The 15,466-nt window shown below is 62.9% G+C and carries 10 protein-coding genes and 1 tRNA gene; 6 read left to right on the forward strand and 5 right to left on the reverse strand.

What is annotated here, in order from left to right; genetic code table 11:
• Positions 1 to 41 precede the first annotated feature (41 nt).
• The 4 genes from D886_RS0117525 to D886_RS0117540 form a co-directional block, all read right to left on the reverse strand.
• Positions 42 to 1,772, reverse strand: a complete 1,731-nt coding sequence (locus D886_RS0117525; RefSeq protein ID WP_027595146.1) for a dipeptidase — start codon at positions 1,770 to 1,772, stop codon at positions 42 to 44.
• 160 nt (positions 1,773 to 1,932) lie between these two features.
• Positions 1,933 to 2,009 (reverse strand) — tRNA-Arg (locus D886_RS0117530).
• 188 nt (positions 2,010 to 2,197) lie between these two features.
• Positions 2,198 to 3,061: an ABC transporter ATP-binding protein gene (locus D886_RS0117535; protein ID WP_050580764.1), complete on the reverse strand. Its 864-nt coding sequence runs from the start codon at positions 3,059 to 3,061 to the stop codon at positions 2,198 to 2,200.
• Positions 3,058 to 4,656 (reverse strand): ABC transporter permease, encoded by a 1,599-nt coding sequence (locus D886_RS0117540; RefSeq protein ID WP_027595148.1) that lies wholly within the window; start codon positions 4,654 to 4,656, stop codon positions 3,058 to 3,060. Before D886_RS0117540 ends, D886_RS0117535 begins: the two co-directional genes overlap by 4 nt.
• A 300-nt stretch (positions 4,657 to 4,956) precedes the next feature.
• Between D886_RS0117540 and D886_RS0117545 the strand changes: the two genes are divergently transcribed.
• Both D886_RS0117545 and D886_RS0117550 read left to right on the forward strand, forming a co-directional pair.
• The gene (locus D886_RS0117545) at positions 4,957 to 5,994 is read left to right on the forward strand and encodes an ABC transporter substrate-binding protein (RefSeq protein ID WP_027595149.1); all 1,038 of its coding nucleotides are present in this window, start codon (positions 4,957 to 4,959) and stop codon (positions 5,992 to 5,994) included.
• Positions 5,995 to 6,030: 36 nt separating this feature from the next.
• A complete protein-coding gene (locus D886_RS0117550; protein ID WP_027595150.1) occupies positions 6,031 to 6,936 on the forward strand; it encodes a TauD/TfdA family dioxygenase in 906 nt (301 codons plus the stop codon).
• A 128-nt stretch (positions 6,937 to 7,064) separates the two neighbouring features.
• On the opposite strand, the gene D886_RS0117555 is transcribed toward D886_RS0117550, so the two are convergent.
• Positions 7,065 to 7,979 carry a LysR family transcriptional regulator gene (locus D886_RS0117555; protein ID WP_027595151.1) on the reverse strand — a complete coding sequence of 305 codons (915 nt, stop codon included), beginning with the start codon at positions 7,977 to 7,979 and terminating at the stop codon, positions 7,065 to 7,067.
• A gap of 193 nt (positions 7,980 to 8,172) precedes the next feature.
• On the opposite strand from D886_RS0117555, the gene D886_RS0117560 reads away from it, so the two are divergent.
• The 4 genes from D886_RS0117560 (at position 8,173) to gabT (ending at position 15,441) form a co-directional block, all read left to right on the forward strand.
• A complete protein-coding gene (locus D886_RS0117560) occupies positions 8,173 to 10,509 on the forward strand; it encodes a TonB-dependent receptor (RefSeq protein ID WP_027595152.1) in 2,337 nt (778 codons plus the stop codon).
• A 17-nt stretch (positions 10,510 to 10,526) separates the two neighbouring features.
• On the forward strand, positions 10,527 to 12,203 hold the full coding sequence (locus tag D886_RS0117565; RefSeq protein WP_027595153.1) for an aryl-sulfate sulfotransferase: 1,677 nt from the start codon (positions 10,527 to 10,529) through the stop codon (positions 12,201 to 12,203).
• Between the two features lie 335 nt (positions 12,204 to 12,538).
• Complete coding sequence (gene gabD / locus D886_RS0117570) at positions 12,539 to 13,981, forward strand: NADP-dependent succinate-semialdehyde dehydrogenase (RefSeq protein WP_027595154.1); 1,443 nt, start codon at positions 12,539 to 12,541, stop codon at positions 13,979 to 13,981.
• 182 nt (positions 13,982 to 14,163) lie between these two features.
• On the forward strand, positions 14,164 to 15,441 hold the full coding sequence (gene gabT / locus D886_RS0117575; protein WP_027595155.1) for a 4-aminobutyrate--2-oxoglutarate transaminase: 1,278 nt from the start codon (positions 14,164 to 14,166) through the stop codon (positions 15,439 to 15,441).
• Positions 15,442 to 15,466: the final 25 nt, after the last annotated feature.

The raw sequence follows: 15,466 nt of genomic DNA on the forward strand, positions 1-15,466 counted from the left end.
GGCCTCTTCGCAGCACAAGGCTGCTCCTACAGGTGATTGCGCTACAGCTTCGGCATCTGCCCGATGCGCGCGACCATCTCGCTCACCACCTGCAGATCCAGCATGAACTGCTCCACGGTCTTGAACTCGTTGTCGTTGTGCCCGGTGTATTTCACATCAGGCATGGCCAGGCCGAACTGTACGCCGTTGGGCAAGTCATGCACTGAGGTAGCCCCCGCCGAGGTGCCAAACTCGTGCTTCATGCCCAGGTTCTCGCTGGCCACGGCAAGCAGGGCCTTGACCCACTCGCCCTCCGGGTTGCGGTACATCGGCGCGTCGAGGCTGTAGTCGAAGGCCACCGGGACGTGGCTGGTGCTCTTCCATTTATCCAGCTTGGTCGCCAGGTCATCCTTGATCACGGCAATTTCCTTGCCCTTTGGGATACGCAGGTTGACCGCCAGTTTCAGCCCCTTGTCGTCCACGCCGACAAAGGTCGGCGAGGCGGTCAGCGGCCCCATGAACGCGTCTTCAAAGCCTACGCCGAGCTTTTTGCCCAGGTAGTCCAGGCCCCAGTTGTCGCTGGCATAGCGGGCGGCGTCGGTGAACTGGTTGTGCTTGAGTGGCACCTGCTTGCCCAGGCCATTGATGAACACCAGCATGCGCGCCACCGGGTTGACCCCAGACTCTGGCTCCGAGGAGTGGGCCGAGACGCCTTTCACGGTGAGCTGCACGTTCTTGCCGACCACCTTGGCATCGATGCTGAAATCACCGCCGTTGCCCTTCACATACGCGGCACCGGCTTTGTTCAGGCTGGCTGCCAGTTCGGCAGGCTTGTCGCTGGCCAGGGTGGCGACCGACGTCGTCGGGATCTGGTTGGTGGCCAGTCCGCCGGTGAGGTGGGTGATTTCGGCGCCCTTGCCGGTGGCGGCGCGCTTGGCGAAGCTGGCCATGACCGTGCCGTAGCCTTTCTCGGCGATCACCACAGGGTAGCCGCCGTCCAGCGCCAGGTTGTAGTCGGGCGTCGGGTTGCGCTCGAAGTAGTAAGGGATCGCGTCACCGCTGGTTTCTTCGGTGGTGTCCACCAGCAGTTTGAGTTGCCGGGCCAGCGGCAGCTTTTCGTCCTTGGCCACTTTCAGCGCATACAGCGCCACGACGATGCCGTTCTTGTCGTCTTCGGTGCCGCGGCCATACATGCGGTCACCCACCAGCGTGACCTTGAAGGGGTCGAGGCGAGTGCCATCGTCCAGCTTCCAGTTGTCCGGGTTGACCGGCACCACGTCGGCGTGGGCATGGATGCCGACCACCTCTTTGCCTTCGCCCAGGGTGATTTCGTAGACCCGGTTGTCGATATTGCGGAACGTCAGGCCAAAGCCTTCGGCCAGGGCTTTGATCTTGTCCGCGATCTTCAGGAACTCGGGGTTCTCGTGCTGCGGTACGCCATCGACGCTGAAGGTGGGGATGGCCACCAGTTCGCGCAGGGTCTCGGTGGCGACCTTGCCGTACTTGATACGGGTATACAGGCCCAGCAGGCGGTTGATTTCGTTCTGTTGCTCGTCGGCCAGCGGCTTGTTGGCCAAGTACGCGCTCAGCGTCTCGCCGAGGTTGTCGGCCTTGGCCAGGTCGCTGCCGTTGAGCTTGCCGATGAACTGTTTGAAGTCCGCCAGTTCTGTGCCGTCGTAGGCCTTGATGATGGCCGCGGATTGTTGCTGGGAGAGGTTGGCCTGGGCCGGTACGCTGAACAGGCCGATGCTGGCCAGCAGCAGTGAGGTAGCGGTGAGTTTTTTCAGGTACATGGGCGCGCGCATTCCTTCGCGAGTCATTGTTGGGGGTACCCGTTCGAAAAACGGGAAGGTGCCCACGCTAACACCAATGCTCTGCAGTACGGGAGTACCAGAAACGCGACATGTCGCACAAACGAAAAAGCCCCGGGAAAAATCCCAGGGCTTTCGAAGATGGCGCACTCGGCGGGATTCGAACCCACGACCCCTGCCTTCGGAGGGCAGTACTCTATCCAGCTGAGCTACGAGTGCAACGCGCACGCATGATACCCATCTGTTTCGGTTGCGTCCATCGCCTTGATCTGTAGCTGTTTTTACCCGCGCTTTGGGCATAACGCCTGTAGGAGCAGCCTTGTGCTGCGAAGAGGCCAGTGGCAGCAACGCAGACGTGTGCTGTTATCGCCGGCCTCTTCGCAGCACAAGGCTGCTCCTACCGGCCATCAGAGTGCGATCAGCTCGGGCCGCAGCCCTTCTACTCGGCGAACCACGGGTGGTAGGTAACCGCCGGCACCGGTGATTTGGTGCAGCACCTTCTCGCGCAGCCCATGCAGCGCCACGCCTGTGCGCAGGCGCGGGTGTGGCAGGTCGATTTCGACCACCGACTTGATCCGCCCCGGGCGCGGTTCCAGCACGACCACCCGGTCGGCCAGGTAGGTGGCCTCTTCCGCATCGTGGGTCACCAGCAGGGTGGTGATACCCGCACGTTCACGAATGGCCAGCAGTTCATCCTGCAGTTGCTGGCGGGTCAGCGCATCGAGCGCGCCGAAGGGCTCGTCAAGCAACAGGATCCGTGGGCTGGCCACCAGCCCGCGGGCGATTGCCACGCGCTGGGCCATGCCGCCGGAAAGCTGGTGCGGGTAAGCCGACTCGAACCCGCTAAGGCCGACCAGCAGCACAAACTCATGCACGCGCCGGGCGCGCTCACCCTGGGTCAGCTGTTCGTTGACCAGCCCCAGGGCGATGTTTTGCTCCACCGTCAGCCAGGGGAACAGGCGGTGTTCCTGAAACACGATGCCGCGTTCGCCACCGATGCCACTGACCGCGCGCCCGTCGACGCGGATGCTGCCGCTGTAGTCGGTGTCGAGCCCCACCAGCAGGCGCAGCAGGGTGGATTTGCCACAGCCGGACGCACCGACGATGGCGATGAATTCGCCTTCGTTGATCGACAGGTTGAAATCGTGAATGGCCTCCAACGGTTGGCCATCGACGCGGAAAACCTTACCGACCCCCTCGAAGCTGACCAATGGCGGGGTGACGTCGGGTTGATTGGCCGCAGGCAGGTGCGAGGTGTTGAAGGCGTTCATGCGGTTCTCCAGCGCGTGGCGCGTGATTCGAGGCGTTGTCCGAGGGTGCCGAGCAGGGCGCCGACCAGGCCGATCAGGACCATGGCGGCTATCACCTGGTCCATGCGGAACAGCTGTTGGGCGCCGATCATCAGGCTGGCGATGCCGCCGTCAGAAGGCATGAAGTATTCGGCGCCGATGGTGCCCAGCCAGGCGTAGATCAGCGACAGGCGCAGGCCGGCGAAAATCGCCGGGGCAGCGCCGGGCAGCACCAACCGGCGCAAGCGTTGCCACAGGCTCAGGCGCAAGGTGCGGGCGGCCTCGCCCAGCTGAGGCGACAGCCCGGCGATACCGCGCTGGGTGGCAATCAGCAATGGGAAGAACGCCGCCAGGGCCACGAACACAGTCTTGGCGCCTTCGCCCAGGCCGAACCAGGCCGTAAGCAGAGGCACCCAGGCAAACAGCGCCACTTGGCGCACGGCCGTCAGGCTCGGGCCGAACACGCGCTCGGCGCTGTGCGAAAGCCCCAGCAGCAGGCCAACCAGCAAACCCGCGCCACCGCCCAGCACCAGGCCGGTCAAGGTGCGTTGCAGGCTCAGCAGCAACGCCTGTGGCAGCGTGCCGTCCGCCAGCCCGCTGAACAGGGTGTGCAGCACGCCCAGCGGTGACGTGAGGATGTTCTGGTCAACCCAGCCCACGGTGCTGGTGGCCTGCCACAGCGCCAGCAGTGCAATCGGCAGCAGTAGGCTTTGCCAACCTTTTGGGATCGGGCCGCGCTGCTGCTCGCCGGTTGCGGGTTGCGGCCAGAACAGCAGGCGTTTCTCCAGACGCGAGAAGCCTTGCTCCATGAGCGCCCCAACCAGGCCGATCACCAGGATGCAGAGCAGCACCAGGTCGAGCATGAACAACTGCCGGCCCCACACCATCAGGTAGCCGATGCCCTCGCTGGAGGCCAGCAGCTCCACGGCCAGCAACGACGTCCAGCCGGTAGCCAGGGCCAGGCGTACGCCCGTGAGGAAGGCGGGCAGGGCGGCGGGCAACAGCAGCCGCAGGAACAACAGGTGACGGGGCAAGCGCAACGCCGCTGCAGCTTCACGCAGCTTGGGTTGGGCATCGCGCACACCGACCAGGGTGTGCAGGGTGACCGGCACCACCACGGCTTTGACCAGCACCACCAGCTTCAGCAACTCGCCGATGCCGAAAAACAGCATGAACAGCGGTATCCAGGCCAGGGTGGGAATTTGCGCCAGCGCGACGAAGGTGGGCAGCACCAGCGTCTGTGCCCGCCGCGACGACCCCAGCCAGGTGCCCAGCAGCAACCCGCTGACAATCCCGACCGCCAAGCCCCAGAACAGCCGCTGCACACTTATCCACAGGTGCCCCCAAAGCTCCCCGGAGCCAAACTCCAGCGCGCTCTCCCATACCCGCGAAGGCGCCGGCAGAATCTGCTCGCTCATCCAATGTTGCCGGCTGGCGACCACCCACAACACCGCGATCAACAGCGGCAATACCCAAGAAAGGTACGCACCCCTCTTGTAGGCGCTGCCTTGCGTCGCGAAAGGGCCGCGAAGCGGCCCCCGAAGCCACCCCCAACTCCTGTTCAGAATTCCATTCATCGGCATCTCTCGAACGAAGCGTTGTTATCTTATGCACTAATGGAATTAAAAATTCATAAGTGCGCATTTCAAGGGATAAGAGCATGCAACCCTTGCATGCGCAAACCCCTTACCGTTGCGTTTTCCTCATATTTTCCATGCGTTCCCCGCAAGCCCCCCGCAGGCCCGCATAGCGCCTGATTTATGCTTTCTGGTTACTAAAAAATGAAGTTTTGATCTTTGGAGGTTCTAACCAGACCTGCCTAGCTTCTGGCCAAAGCGCCGGCCTTCGTCGGTGGCAGCCTGCCAAGGAGCCTTGCCATGAAAACCCCACTACGCCACCTGATCACCGCCCTTGGGCTGGTCTTCACCCTCAACGCCCACGCTGCCGAGTCAGCCAAGCCAGCGAGCATCCGCATCGCCGTGCCCGACTTGAGCGCTGGCAGCAAACACAGCGCCGGGGGCGTGGTCGATGTGCTGCGCGACCAGCAATTGCTGGAGAAGGAATTTGCCAAGGACGGCATCCGCATCGATTGGCACTTCTTCAAGGGCGCAGGGCCGGTGGTGAACGAGGCCCTGGCCAATGGCCAGGCCGACTTTGCCTACCTGGGGGACCTGGCTGCGATCGTCGGCAAGGCCAATGGCTTGGATACGCGCGTGCTGTCGGCCGGCGTGCGCGGGGTGAAAAGCTACCTGGGGGTGGTGCCGGGGTCCGGCATCAAGACCCTGCACGACCTCAAGGGCAAGCGTGTGGCGGTGTTCCGCGGCACTGCCAACCAGCTGTCGTTCGCCAGCGCGCTGGCCAGCCAGGGGCTGTCCGAGCGTGACCTGAAGGTGATCAACCTCGACTTCAACGCTGCCAACGCCGCAATCGCCGCCAAGCAGATCGATGCCACCTGGGGCCTGTCGAACCTGCTGGCGCTGCGTGAACGCGGGCTGGTCGAACTGCCCGTCAATTCCCGCGACCTGCAAGGCGCCGGCAGCACCCAAGCGGTCTTGCTGGGCACCGGCGAATTCATCCGCCAGCACCCAGACCTGGTGCAGCGCCTGGTCAATGCCCAGGAGCAGGCTACCGCGTGGCTGCGTGACGAACACAACCGCGACGCCTATGTCGACCTGGTGGCAAACAACGCCAGCTGGCCGCGCAGCATCCTCAGCGATGACTTGGCCAAGGAAAACCTCGCGCATTACTTCGACCCACGCCTGGACGCTGATTTTCTGGCCCAACTGCAGCAGGGCGTCGACTTGGCCGCCAAAGAGCGCCTGATCCGCCGTGGCTTCCAGGTTGCCGACTGGGTCGAACCACGCTTTCTCGACACCGCACTGCAACAGCAGCAGGCCGTCCAGGCCGCCCGCTAACCCTTTGAACCGACAATAACCGCAAGGACCACGACCATGAGCAATGCCGCCCTGGCCACCGCGCCACTCGCCCTTGAACTCGACATCCATCCGGTTGCCGGCCGTATCGGCGCCGAGATCCGCGGGTTGAAGCTTTCTGCCGACCTGGATGCCGCCACGATCGATGCCATACAGGCGGCCTTGGTCGAGCACAAAGTGATCTTCTTCCGTGGCCAGACCCACCTGGACGACCAAAGCCAGGAAGGCTTCGCCAAGTTGCTGGGCGAACCGGTCGCCCACCCCACCGTACCGGTGGTCGATGGCACCAGCTACCTGCTGCAGCTCGATGGTGCCGAAGGCCAGCGGGCCAACTCCTGGCACACCGACGTGACCTTCGTCGATGCCTACCCTAAGGCGTCCATCCTGCGCAGCGTGGTGGCGCCGGCGTCTGGTGGGGATACCGTGTGGGCCAATACCGCAGCGGCCTACCAGGAGCTGCCCGAGCCACTGCGCGAGCTGGCCGACAAGTTGTGGGCGGTGCACAGCAACGAATACGACTACGCGTCCCTCAAGCCTGACGTCGACCCGGCCAAGTTGGAGCGTTATCGCCAGGTGTTCACCTCGACGGTGTACGAGACCGAGCATCCGGTCGTGCGCGTGCACCCGGTCAGCGGTGAGCGGGCGCTGCAGTTGGGGCACTTCGTGAAGCGCATCAAGGGTTATTCGCTGGCCGATTCGCAGCACCTGTTCGCCGTGCTGCAGGGGCATGTCACGCGCTTGGAAAATACCGTGCGCTGGCGCTGGGAAGCGGGGGATGTGGCGATCTGGGATAACCGCGCGACGCAGCATTATGCGGTGGATGACTATGGCACCCAGCCGCGTGTGGTTCGGCGGGTGACGTTGGCGGGTGAGGTGCCGGTGGGGGTGGATGGGCAACTGAGCCGCACAACCCGTAAAGGCTAAGTACTGCCCAGTCTGTGGGAGCAGCCTTGTGCTGCGAAGAGGCCGGTGCTGCCAGGCTCATTGCGTTTGGCATGCGCCGGCCTCTTCGCAGCACAAGGCTGCTCACACACAGCGGGCGGTAGGGTTGTTCATAGGTCGGTATCACAGGCAATCAACTGCCTGACCAACCCCTGCGCCAACGGCGACAACCCATACCCCACCCGGCTCACCACCCCATAGCGGGTATAAAACGCTTCTTCGTGCTCCGGCGCCAAGTCCGAAAGCTTCAGCGCCACCAGCCCCCCGTCACGTTGATACGGCCGCAGGTTGGCATTGCAGGCAATGCCGATGGTGTCCGAATGCATCACCACATTCAGCAACGCATAGCCATGTTCGCATTCCACCGTGGGCAGAAAGTCCTGCCGCCCGCTGAGGTCGCTGAGGACCTTGCGGATGTTCGGCGGGCGAAAGGTGGTGGCCAATGGGTACTCGAACAGGTCCCGCGCCTGCACTGCCTGCCGCGTGGTCAGCGGGTGACCAGCGCGGCAGCAGAAGTGCCAGCGCTGCGGCGCCAGCTTGTGCACGCGGTAATCCGGGTCTGACTCGAACTGGCGCGTGTCGGCGACGAAAAACTCGATCTCTTCGGCGATCAGCTTGCGGTTCAACGCCTGCCAGTTATCCACCTGAAAACACGTGCGCGCCGCTGGGTATTCGGCGACGAAGCGCGCCACTGCCCGTGGCACCAAGCCCCCCGCTGGCGCAGGGCCGGAGCCGAAGCGCACCACGCCGGTGGTAGCGCCGTTGAACTGGTGAATTTCATTGACCAGGTTGTGCGCCCCGTGCACCAGCCGCCGTGAATGCTCCAACACCAGCAAACCCTGGCGGGTGGGGGCCAGCTCTTTGCTGGCGCGGTCCACCAGGCGGCAGCCGATGTTGTGCTCGAGGGTCTGGATGCTGCGGCTGAAGGCCGATTGCGACAGGTTCACCGCAGCGGCCGCGGCCACGAAACTGCGGTGCTCGACCAGGGCAATGTAATGGCGCAACTGACGGAGATCGATATGCATTTTCTACATTAAAACCTTCGGTCAAATGCAATTGCTGATAAGGGTGAGTCCCCTTATAAAGGCTGTTACTTATTCCACTAAATATGAATTACAAATATTTATATCACTTAAAAGAATATAAGCCCGACTGACCGCGATTCGGTTCCGCCAACGGAAATGCTCGCTCAGGGCCCATGCCTCAAGGAGCATCAGCATGTCCCGAGTTTCCCGTTGGCCTGCGCGCGCATCGCGGTTCACCCTGCAACCCTTGGCCGCTGGCGTGTTGCTGGCGGCATCCACTGGCAGCTTTGCCGAAGCGCCTGTCAGCACAGCCCCTGCCTTAGAGCAGGAGGCCAAGCTTGGCACCGTTACCGTCAACGCCCGCCGTCGCGAAGAAACCGCACAGAGCGTGCCCACGCCGATCAGCGTGCTGAACAGCGAAACCCTGGAAACCCAGCGCATCTACCGCGTGCAGGACCTGCAACAACTGGTGCCCAGCACCAACGTCGCCTATGTGCATGCCCGTCAATCGAGCATCTCGATCCGTGGCCTGGGCAACAACCCGGCCAGCGATGGCCTGGAAGGCAGCGTCGGCATCTACCTGGACAACGTCTACCTCGGTCGCCCCGGCATGGCGGTGTTCGACCTGCTGGATGTCGAGCAACTGGAGGTGCTGCGCGGCCCGCAAGGCACGCTGTTCGGCAAGAACACCACCGCCGGTGTGCTCAACATCACCACGCGCAAGCCGACCTTCCACCGTGAGGGCAGCGTTCAGCAGTCGATTGGTGAAGATGGCTACCTGCAGACCCAGGGCAGCTTTTCCGGGCCGATCAGCGACACCCTGGCCGGGCGCATCAGTGCCTACCGCACCGAAGACGATGGCTACGTGAAGAACATCCACAACGGTGACGACCTCAACGGCGGCAAGCGCCAGGGCTTTCGTACCCAATTGCTGTTCAAGCCCAGCGAAACCTTCAACCTGCGTTGGATCGGCGAGTACAACGAAGAAGATTCCAACAACGGCATCCTCAGCTTGTACAGCACCGGCCCGACCATCAACGGCGTCAACCGCTACGAGAGCCTGGCAGCGCAGGCCGGCGCGACGCTGGTGTCGGGCAAGGACCGCAAGGTCAATTTCGATGCCGATCAGCAGGTGACGGTGTTCCAGGGTGGCACTTCGGTCGAGGCCAACTGGACCTTGCCCAACGACTTCACCCTCACCTCGATCACCGCCTACCGCTGGTGGGACTTTACCCCGCGCAACGACGATGGCCTCAACGTGCCGGTGTTCTACAGCGCTGGTGTGTCGGTGCGCGACAAGCAGTATTCGCAGGAGATTCGCCTGGCTTCGCCGACCGGTGGCGCCTTCGACTATGTGGTGGGCGCGTACTACTTCAAGCAGGACCTGGACAATAAGTCCTTCACCTATTACGGCCCTCAGGCAGACATCTGGAACATCACCCCGGCCGGCGCCCTGAACAACGTCAACACCCTCGGTGATGGCCACATCGACACCGACAGCTATGCGCTGTTCGCCCAGGGCACCTGGCACCTTACCGACCGCCTGGACTTCACCGCCGGTGTGCGCGGCACTTACGAGGAGAAAAGCGCCTGGGTGACCCGTGATGCGCCTACGGGTGGCGCGGCGGTCACCGGCGCCGCAGCGGCGGCGCGCCAGGGCAGGGTGGGTGCCTACGACTCGGGGGATCTCAACCAGTACAGCTTCAGCCCCTCTGGCCTGCTGGGCCTGAGTTACCGCTTCAACGACCAGATACTGGGTTACGCCACCCTGACCCATGGCGAGAAATCCGGGGGTATCAACCTTACCGTCGGCGCCGCGCCGCGCTTGGGCACTGACTCGCTGCTGGTCGGCACCGAGCGGGTCAACAACGCCGAAATCGGGGTCAAGAGCACGCTGCTGGATGATCGCCTGCAGCTCAACGCCAACCTGTTCTGGGCCGAAGTGCATGGCTACCAGGCCAACGTGTATGACGAGGCTAACCGCGTGCAGTACCTGGCCAACGCGGGGCGTGTGCGTTCGCGTGGCCTGGAGTTCGAGGCCACGGCACTGCCGGTGCGCGGCCTCACGGTCAACTTCAACGGCTCGTGGAACGACGTGCGCTACACCGAGTACGACGATGCGCCATGCCCGCCCGAAGTCAGCCTGGCCAATGCCACCGCCACCTGCGACCTGTCGGGCCATCAGGTGGTCGGTGCCTCCAAGTACATCGCCAACCTCAACGCCCAGTACAAGTGGCAGCTGGCCGAGCGCGTCGAGCCCTACGTCACCGCCAGCTACGCCTTCCGTTCCAAGGCGGTGGGCACCATCGACGACTCTGACTTCGGCCAGATCCCCAGCTATGCGCTGGTCAACCTCTCCACCGGCGTGCGCCTGGACCAGGGCGACGGCGTGCTCGACCTGTCGCTGTGGGTGAAAAACGCCGGCGACAAGACCTACTTCACCAGCCTGTGGAACTCCGCCAACGGTGGCTATGCCGGGGTACTCGGCACCCCTCGCACCTTCGGCGCTACCGCCCGTTACGACTTCTGAGCACAAGGAGCTTTGCCATGAATGCTAAAACCGAAACCCCTGCATTGCCTGAAGGCGCCTGCCTCACAGCCAAGGTCCCCGGGCCTGATGAGGCGCTGTTGGGCGACGTGGTGGTCAACCCGTACCGCCTGGCACCGCTGACGGCCATCATCCGCGATGGCGGGCGTACGCTGAGTGCGGCCCATGTGCGCGTGCTGGGCCGCGGCGAGCGGGGCGTAGACATCGCCTACGAGGTGTCGGACCGCTCGCTGTGGACCTATGGCGGCATCCCGGTGTTCGGGTTGTACCCCGACTACGTCAACCAGGTTGAAGTGACCTATAAACTCGATGGCGAGCGCATCCGCGAGCGTTATCAGGTCTATGCGCCGGCAGTGCGCCTGCCGGTGGTGGCGAAGCAGACTGCGGCGTTGCCAGAGGTCGAACCCATCAAGGTAGCGCCCGGCTTCGAAAATCGCCTTTACCTGTTCAACCACCTGCAGGGGGATATCCCGGGCGGCCGGGCCTTCAAGTGGAATGCCCTGGGCGGTGCGGCCGAGTGGGACCAAGTGGGCAACAACTGGATCGCCGACAGTAATGGCGACGTGCGCTGGTACTTGGATATCGAGCAGATTCACGATTCCAACCGCCGGGACGGCCTGGGCGGCACCATGGGCTTCCAGCAGACCCGTGACGGCAAGTTGATCTGGGGCCAGGGCCAGACTTACTCCAAATACGACTTGCTTGGTCGGCGCATCTGGCAACGCAGCCTGCCGGACAAGTTTGCCGACTTCTCCCACGAAATCCGTGAGACCGCCAACGGCACCTACCTGTTGCGGGTCGGTACCAGCGACTATCGCCGGCCAGACGGCAAGCGCGTGCGCTCGATCCGTGACCACATCATCGAGGTGAGCGAAGCGGGTGATGTGTTGGACTTCTGGGACCTGAACCAGATCCTCGACCCGTACCGCGGCGACCTGCTGGAAACCCTTGGCAAGGCGGCGATCCAGTTGCCCGACGGCGTGCAAAAGCACGAAGACCGGCTGGCCAACGAACTGGCCGAAGGCGACCTGCCGTTCGGTGACACCCCAGGCGTTGGCACCGGGCGCAACTGGGCGCACGTCAATGCCATCGACTACGACGCAGATGACGACAGCATCATCGTTTCAGCACGCCATCAAGGCGTGGTGAAGATCGGCCGTGACAAAACCGTGAAGTGGATTCTCGCCTCGCCGCAGGGGTGGCCGCAGCGCTTGCAGGACAAGGTGCTGACGCCGGTGCAGAGCGAAGGCTTCGATTGGTCCTGGACCCAGCACACTGCCTGGCTCACGGGCAAAGGCACGCTGACCGTGTTCGACAACGGCTGGGGGCGCGATTTTGCCCCGACCAAGCTGGTCGGCAATTACAGCCGCGCGGTGGAGTACAAGATCGACGAGGCCAAAGGCACGGTCGAGCAGGTGTGGGAGTACGGCAAAGCGCGCGGTGACGAATGGTACAGCCCGGTGACCTCGGTGGTGGCCTACCGGCCCGAGACCGATACCCAGTTCATCTATTCGGCCTCGGTGAATTTCCTGACCCCAGAGAAACTGACTACCACCGTGCTCAATGAGGTGCGCCGCGGGACGCAGGAGGTGCTGGTGGAGCTGAAGGTGCACAGCCGGCAGCCGGGCAGTGTCGGGTATCGGGCGTTGGTGATAGACCTGGGCAAGGCGTTCTGATCCATCCCGTCTGGGAGGGCCGTCGGTCCTCCCTTCACATTTCTTCCCGCTCGATCGTCTAACCTGTATCGGCCTCTTCGCGGGCAAGCCCGCTCCCACAGGATCTCCACAATCTCCTAGGGATGTGCACTCTGTGGGAGCGGGCTTGCCCGCGAAGAGGCCGGCTGCGGTGTAAAAAATCATGAAATTTCCGCAGGCTGTTCAACCATTCGTTCTTTTTTTCGAACAGCCTATTGTCCTACACCCCAGCAGCCGCTTAGCATTCGTTTGAGATTTCAAACGCTCGATGCCCTGCTTTGGGCGCTTTTCAACAATCAACAATTCGGGAAGCCGACATGCAGCTCAAAGACGCTCAGTTGTTCCGCCAGCAAGCCTATATCAATGGTGAGTGGCTGGATGCGGACAATGGCCAGACCATCAAGGTGACCAACCCGGCCACCGGCGAAGTCATCGGTACCGTGCCTAAGATGGGCACCGCGGAAACCCGCCGCGCCATCGAAGCCGCCGACAAGGCCCTGCCGGCCTGGCGCGCCCTGACCGCCAAAGAGCGTTCGGCCAAGCTGCGTCGCTGGTTCGAACTGATGATCGAGAACCAGGACGACCTGGCTCGCCTGATGACCACCGAGCAAGGCAAGCCACTGGCCGAAGCCAAGGGCGAAATCGCCTACGCCGCCTCGTTCATCGAGTGGTTCGCCGAAGAAGCCAAGCGCGTCTACGGTGACACCATCCCAGGCCACCAGCCTGACAAGCGCCTGATCGTCATCAAGCAGCCAATCGGCGTTACCGCGGCCATCACCCCGTGGAACTTCCCGGCGGCCATGATCACCCGTAAAGCCGGCCCGGCCCTGGCCGCTGGCTGCACCATGGTGCTCAAGCCTGCTTCGCAGACCCCGTACTCCGCTCTGGCCCTGGTCGAGCTGGCTCACCGTGCCGGCATCCCGGCTGGTGTGCTGAGCGTCGTCACCGGCAGCGCTGGCGAAGTCGGCGGCGAGCTGACTGGCAACTCCCTGGTTCGCAAACTGTCCTTCACCGGCTCGACCGAAATCGGTCGCCAGCTGATGCAAGAATGCGCCAAGGACATCAAGAAGGTTTCCCTGGAGCTGGGTGGCAACGCGCCGTTCATCGTGTTCGACGACGCTGACCTGGACAAGGCAGTCGAAGGCGCGATCATCTCCAAGTACCGCAACAACGGCCAGACCTGCGTCTGCGCCAACCGTATCTACGTGCAGGACGGCGTCTACGACGCGTTCGCCGAGAAGCTGGCTGCTGCAGTGGCCAAGCTGAAAATCGGTAACGGTCTGGAAGACGGCACCACCACTGGCCCGCTGATCGACGGCAAGGCTGTCGCCAAGGTTCAGGAACACATCGAAGACGCGGTCGCCAAAGGCGCCAAGGTGCTGGCCGGTGGCAAGCTGATCGAAGGCAACTTCTTCGAGCCGACCATTCTGGTCAACGTGCCGAAGACCGCTGCTGTCGCCAAGGAAGAGACCTTCGGCCCACTGGCGCCGCTGTTCCGCTTCCAGGACGAAGCCGAAGTCATCGCCATGTCCAACGACACCGAGTTCGGCCTGGCTTCGTACTTCTACGCCCGCGACATGAGCCGTGTGTTCCGTGTTGCCGAAGCGCTGGAATACGGCATGGTTGGCATCAACACCGGCCTGATTTCCAACGAAGTCGCACCGTTTGGCGGTATCAAGGCTTCGGGCCTGGGCCGCGAAGGTTCCAAATACGGTATCGAGGACTACCTCGAAATCAAATACCTGTGCATCAGCGTCTGATCACCGGTTAAAAGGCTTTACCTCTGCCAGCGGGGCGCGAGAGCGACGTCTCGCTGGCCTTTTTTACATGCAGTACCTGGTGGCCAGGGCGTTCACGGCAGTCGATCAACGAATACTGTGCGCGAGCACTCCCAGCCACCCCCGAATAAAAGCGCCATTCTGATCGGCGCAATGAGGGCATTATGAGCAAGACCAACGAATCCTTGATGCAACGCCGTGTAGCCGCCGTCCCACGTGGCGTCGGCCAAATCCACCCGATCTTCGTAGACACCGCGAAGAACTCGACGGTGATCGACGTTGAAGGCCGCGAACTGATCGACTTCGCGGGCGGCATCGCAGTGCTGAACACCGGCCACCTGCACCCGAAAGTGGTTGCAGCCGTGCAAGAGCAGCTGACCAAAGTCAGCCACACCTGCTTCCAGGTGCTGGCCTACGAACCCTATGTAGAGCTGTGCGAAAAGATCAACAAGCTGGTCCCAGGCGACTTCGACAAGAAGACCCTGCTGGTCACCACCGGCTCCGAAGCCGTTGAAAACGCCGTCAAGATCGCCCGTGCCGCCACTGGCCGCGCTGGCGTCATCGCCTTCACCGGCGCCTACCACGGCCGTACCATGATGACCCTGGGCCTGACCGGCAAGGTCGTGCCGTACTCCGCTGGCATGGGCCTGATGCCAGGCGGCATCTTCCGCGCACTGTTCCCGAACGAACTGCACGGTGTGAGCGTCGACGACGCCATCGCCTCGGTTGAGCGCATCTTCAAGAACGATGCCGAGCCTAAGGACATCGCCGCGATCATCCTGGAGCCCGTACAAGGCGAAGGCGGCTTCCTGCCAGCGCCGAAAGAGCTGATGCAGCGCCTGCGCGCCCTGTGCGACCAGCACGGCATCCTGCTGATCGCCGACGAAGTGCAGACCGGCGCTGGCCGTACTGGCACCTTCTTCGCCATGGAACAGATGGGCGTTGCGCCTGACCTGACCACCTTCGCCAAATCCATCGCTGGCGGCTTCCCGCTGGCCGGTGTGTGCGGCAAGGCCGAGTACATGGACGCCATCGCACCAGGCGGCCTGGGCGGCACCTACGCCGGTTCGCCGATCGCTTGCGCCGCGGCCCTGGCCGTGATCGAAGTGTTCGAAGAAGAAAAACTGCTGGACCGCAGCAAGGCTGTTGGTGAGCACCTGGTGACTGGCCTGCGCAAGATCCAGGAAAAGAACCCGATCATCGGTGACATCCGTGGTCTGGGCTCGATGATTGCTGTCGAAGTCTTCGAGAAAGGCACTCACACCCCGAACGCTGCTGCTGTTGGCCAGGTTGTTGCCAAGGCACGTGACAAGGGTCTGATCCTGCTGTCTTGCGGCACCTACGGCAACGTCCTGCGTATTCTGGTCCCGCTGACCGCCGAAGACGCACTGTTGGACAAAGGCCTGGCGATCATCGAAGAGTGCTTCGCCGAACTCGCCTAATGTGACACGCTTCAGAAAAAACCCG

Source organism: Pseudomonas sp. LAIL14HWK12:I7 (assembly GCF_000483465.1).
Taxonomy (GTDB): domain Bacteria; phylum Pseudomonadota; class Gammaproteobacteria; order Pseudomonadales; family Pseudomonadaceae; genus Aquipseudomonas; species Aquipseudomonas kermanshahensis.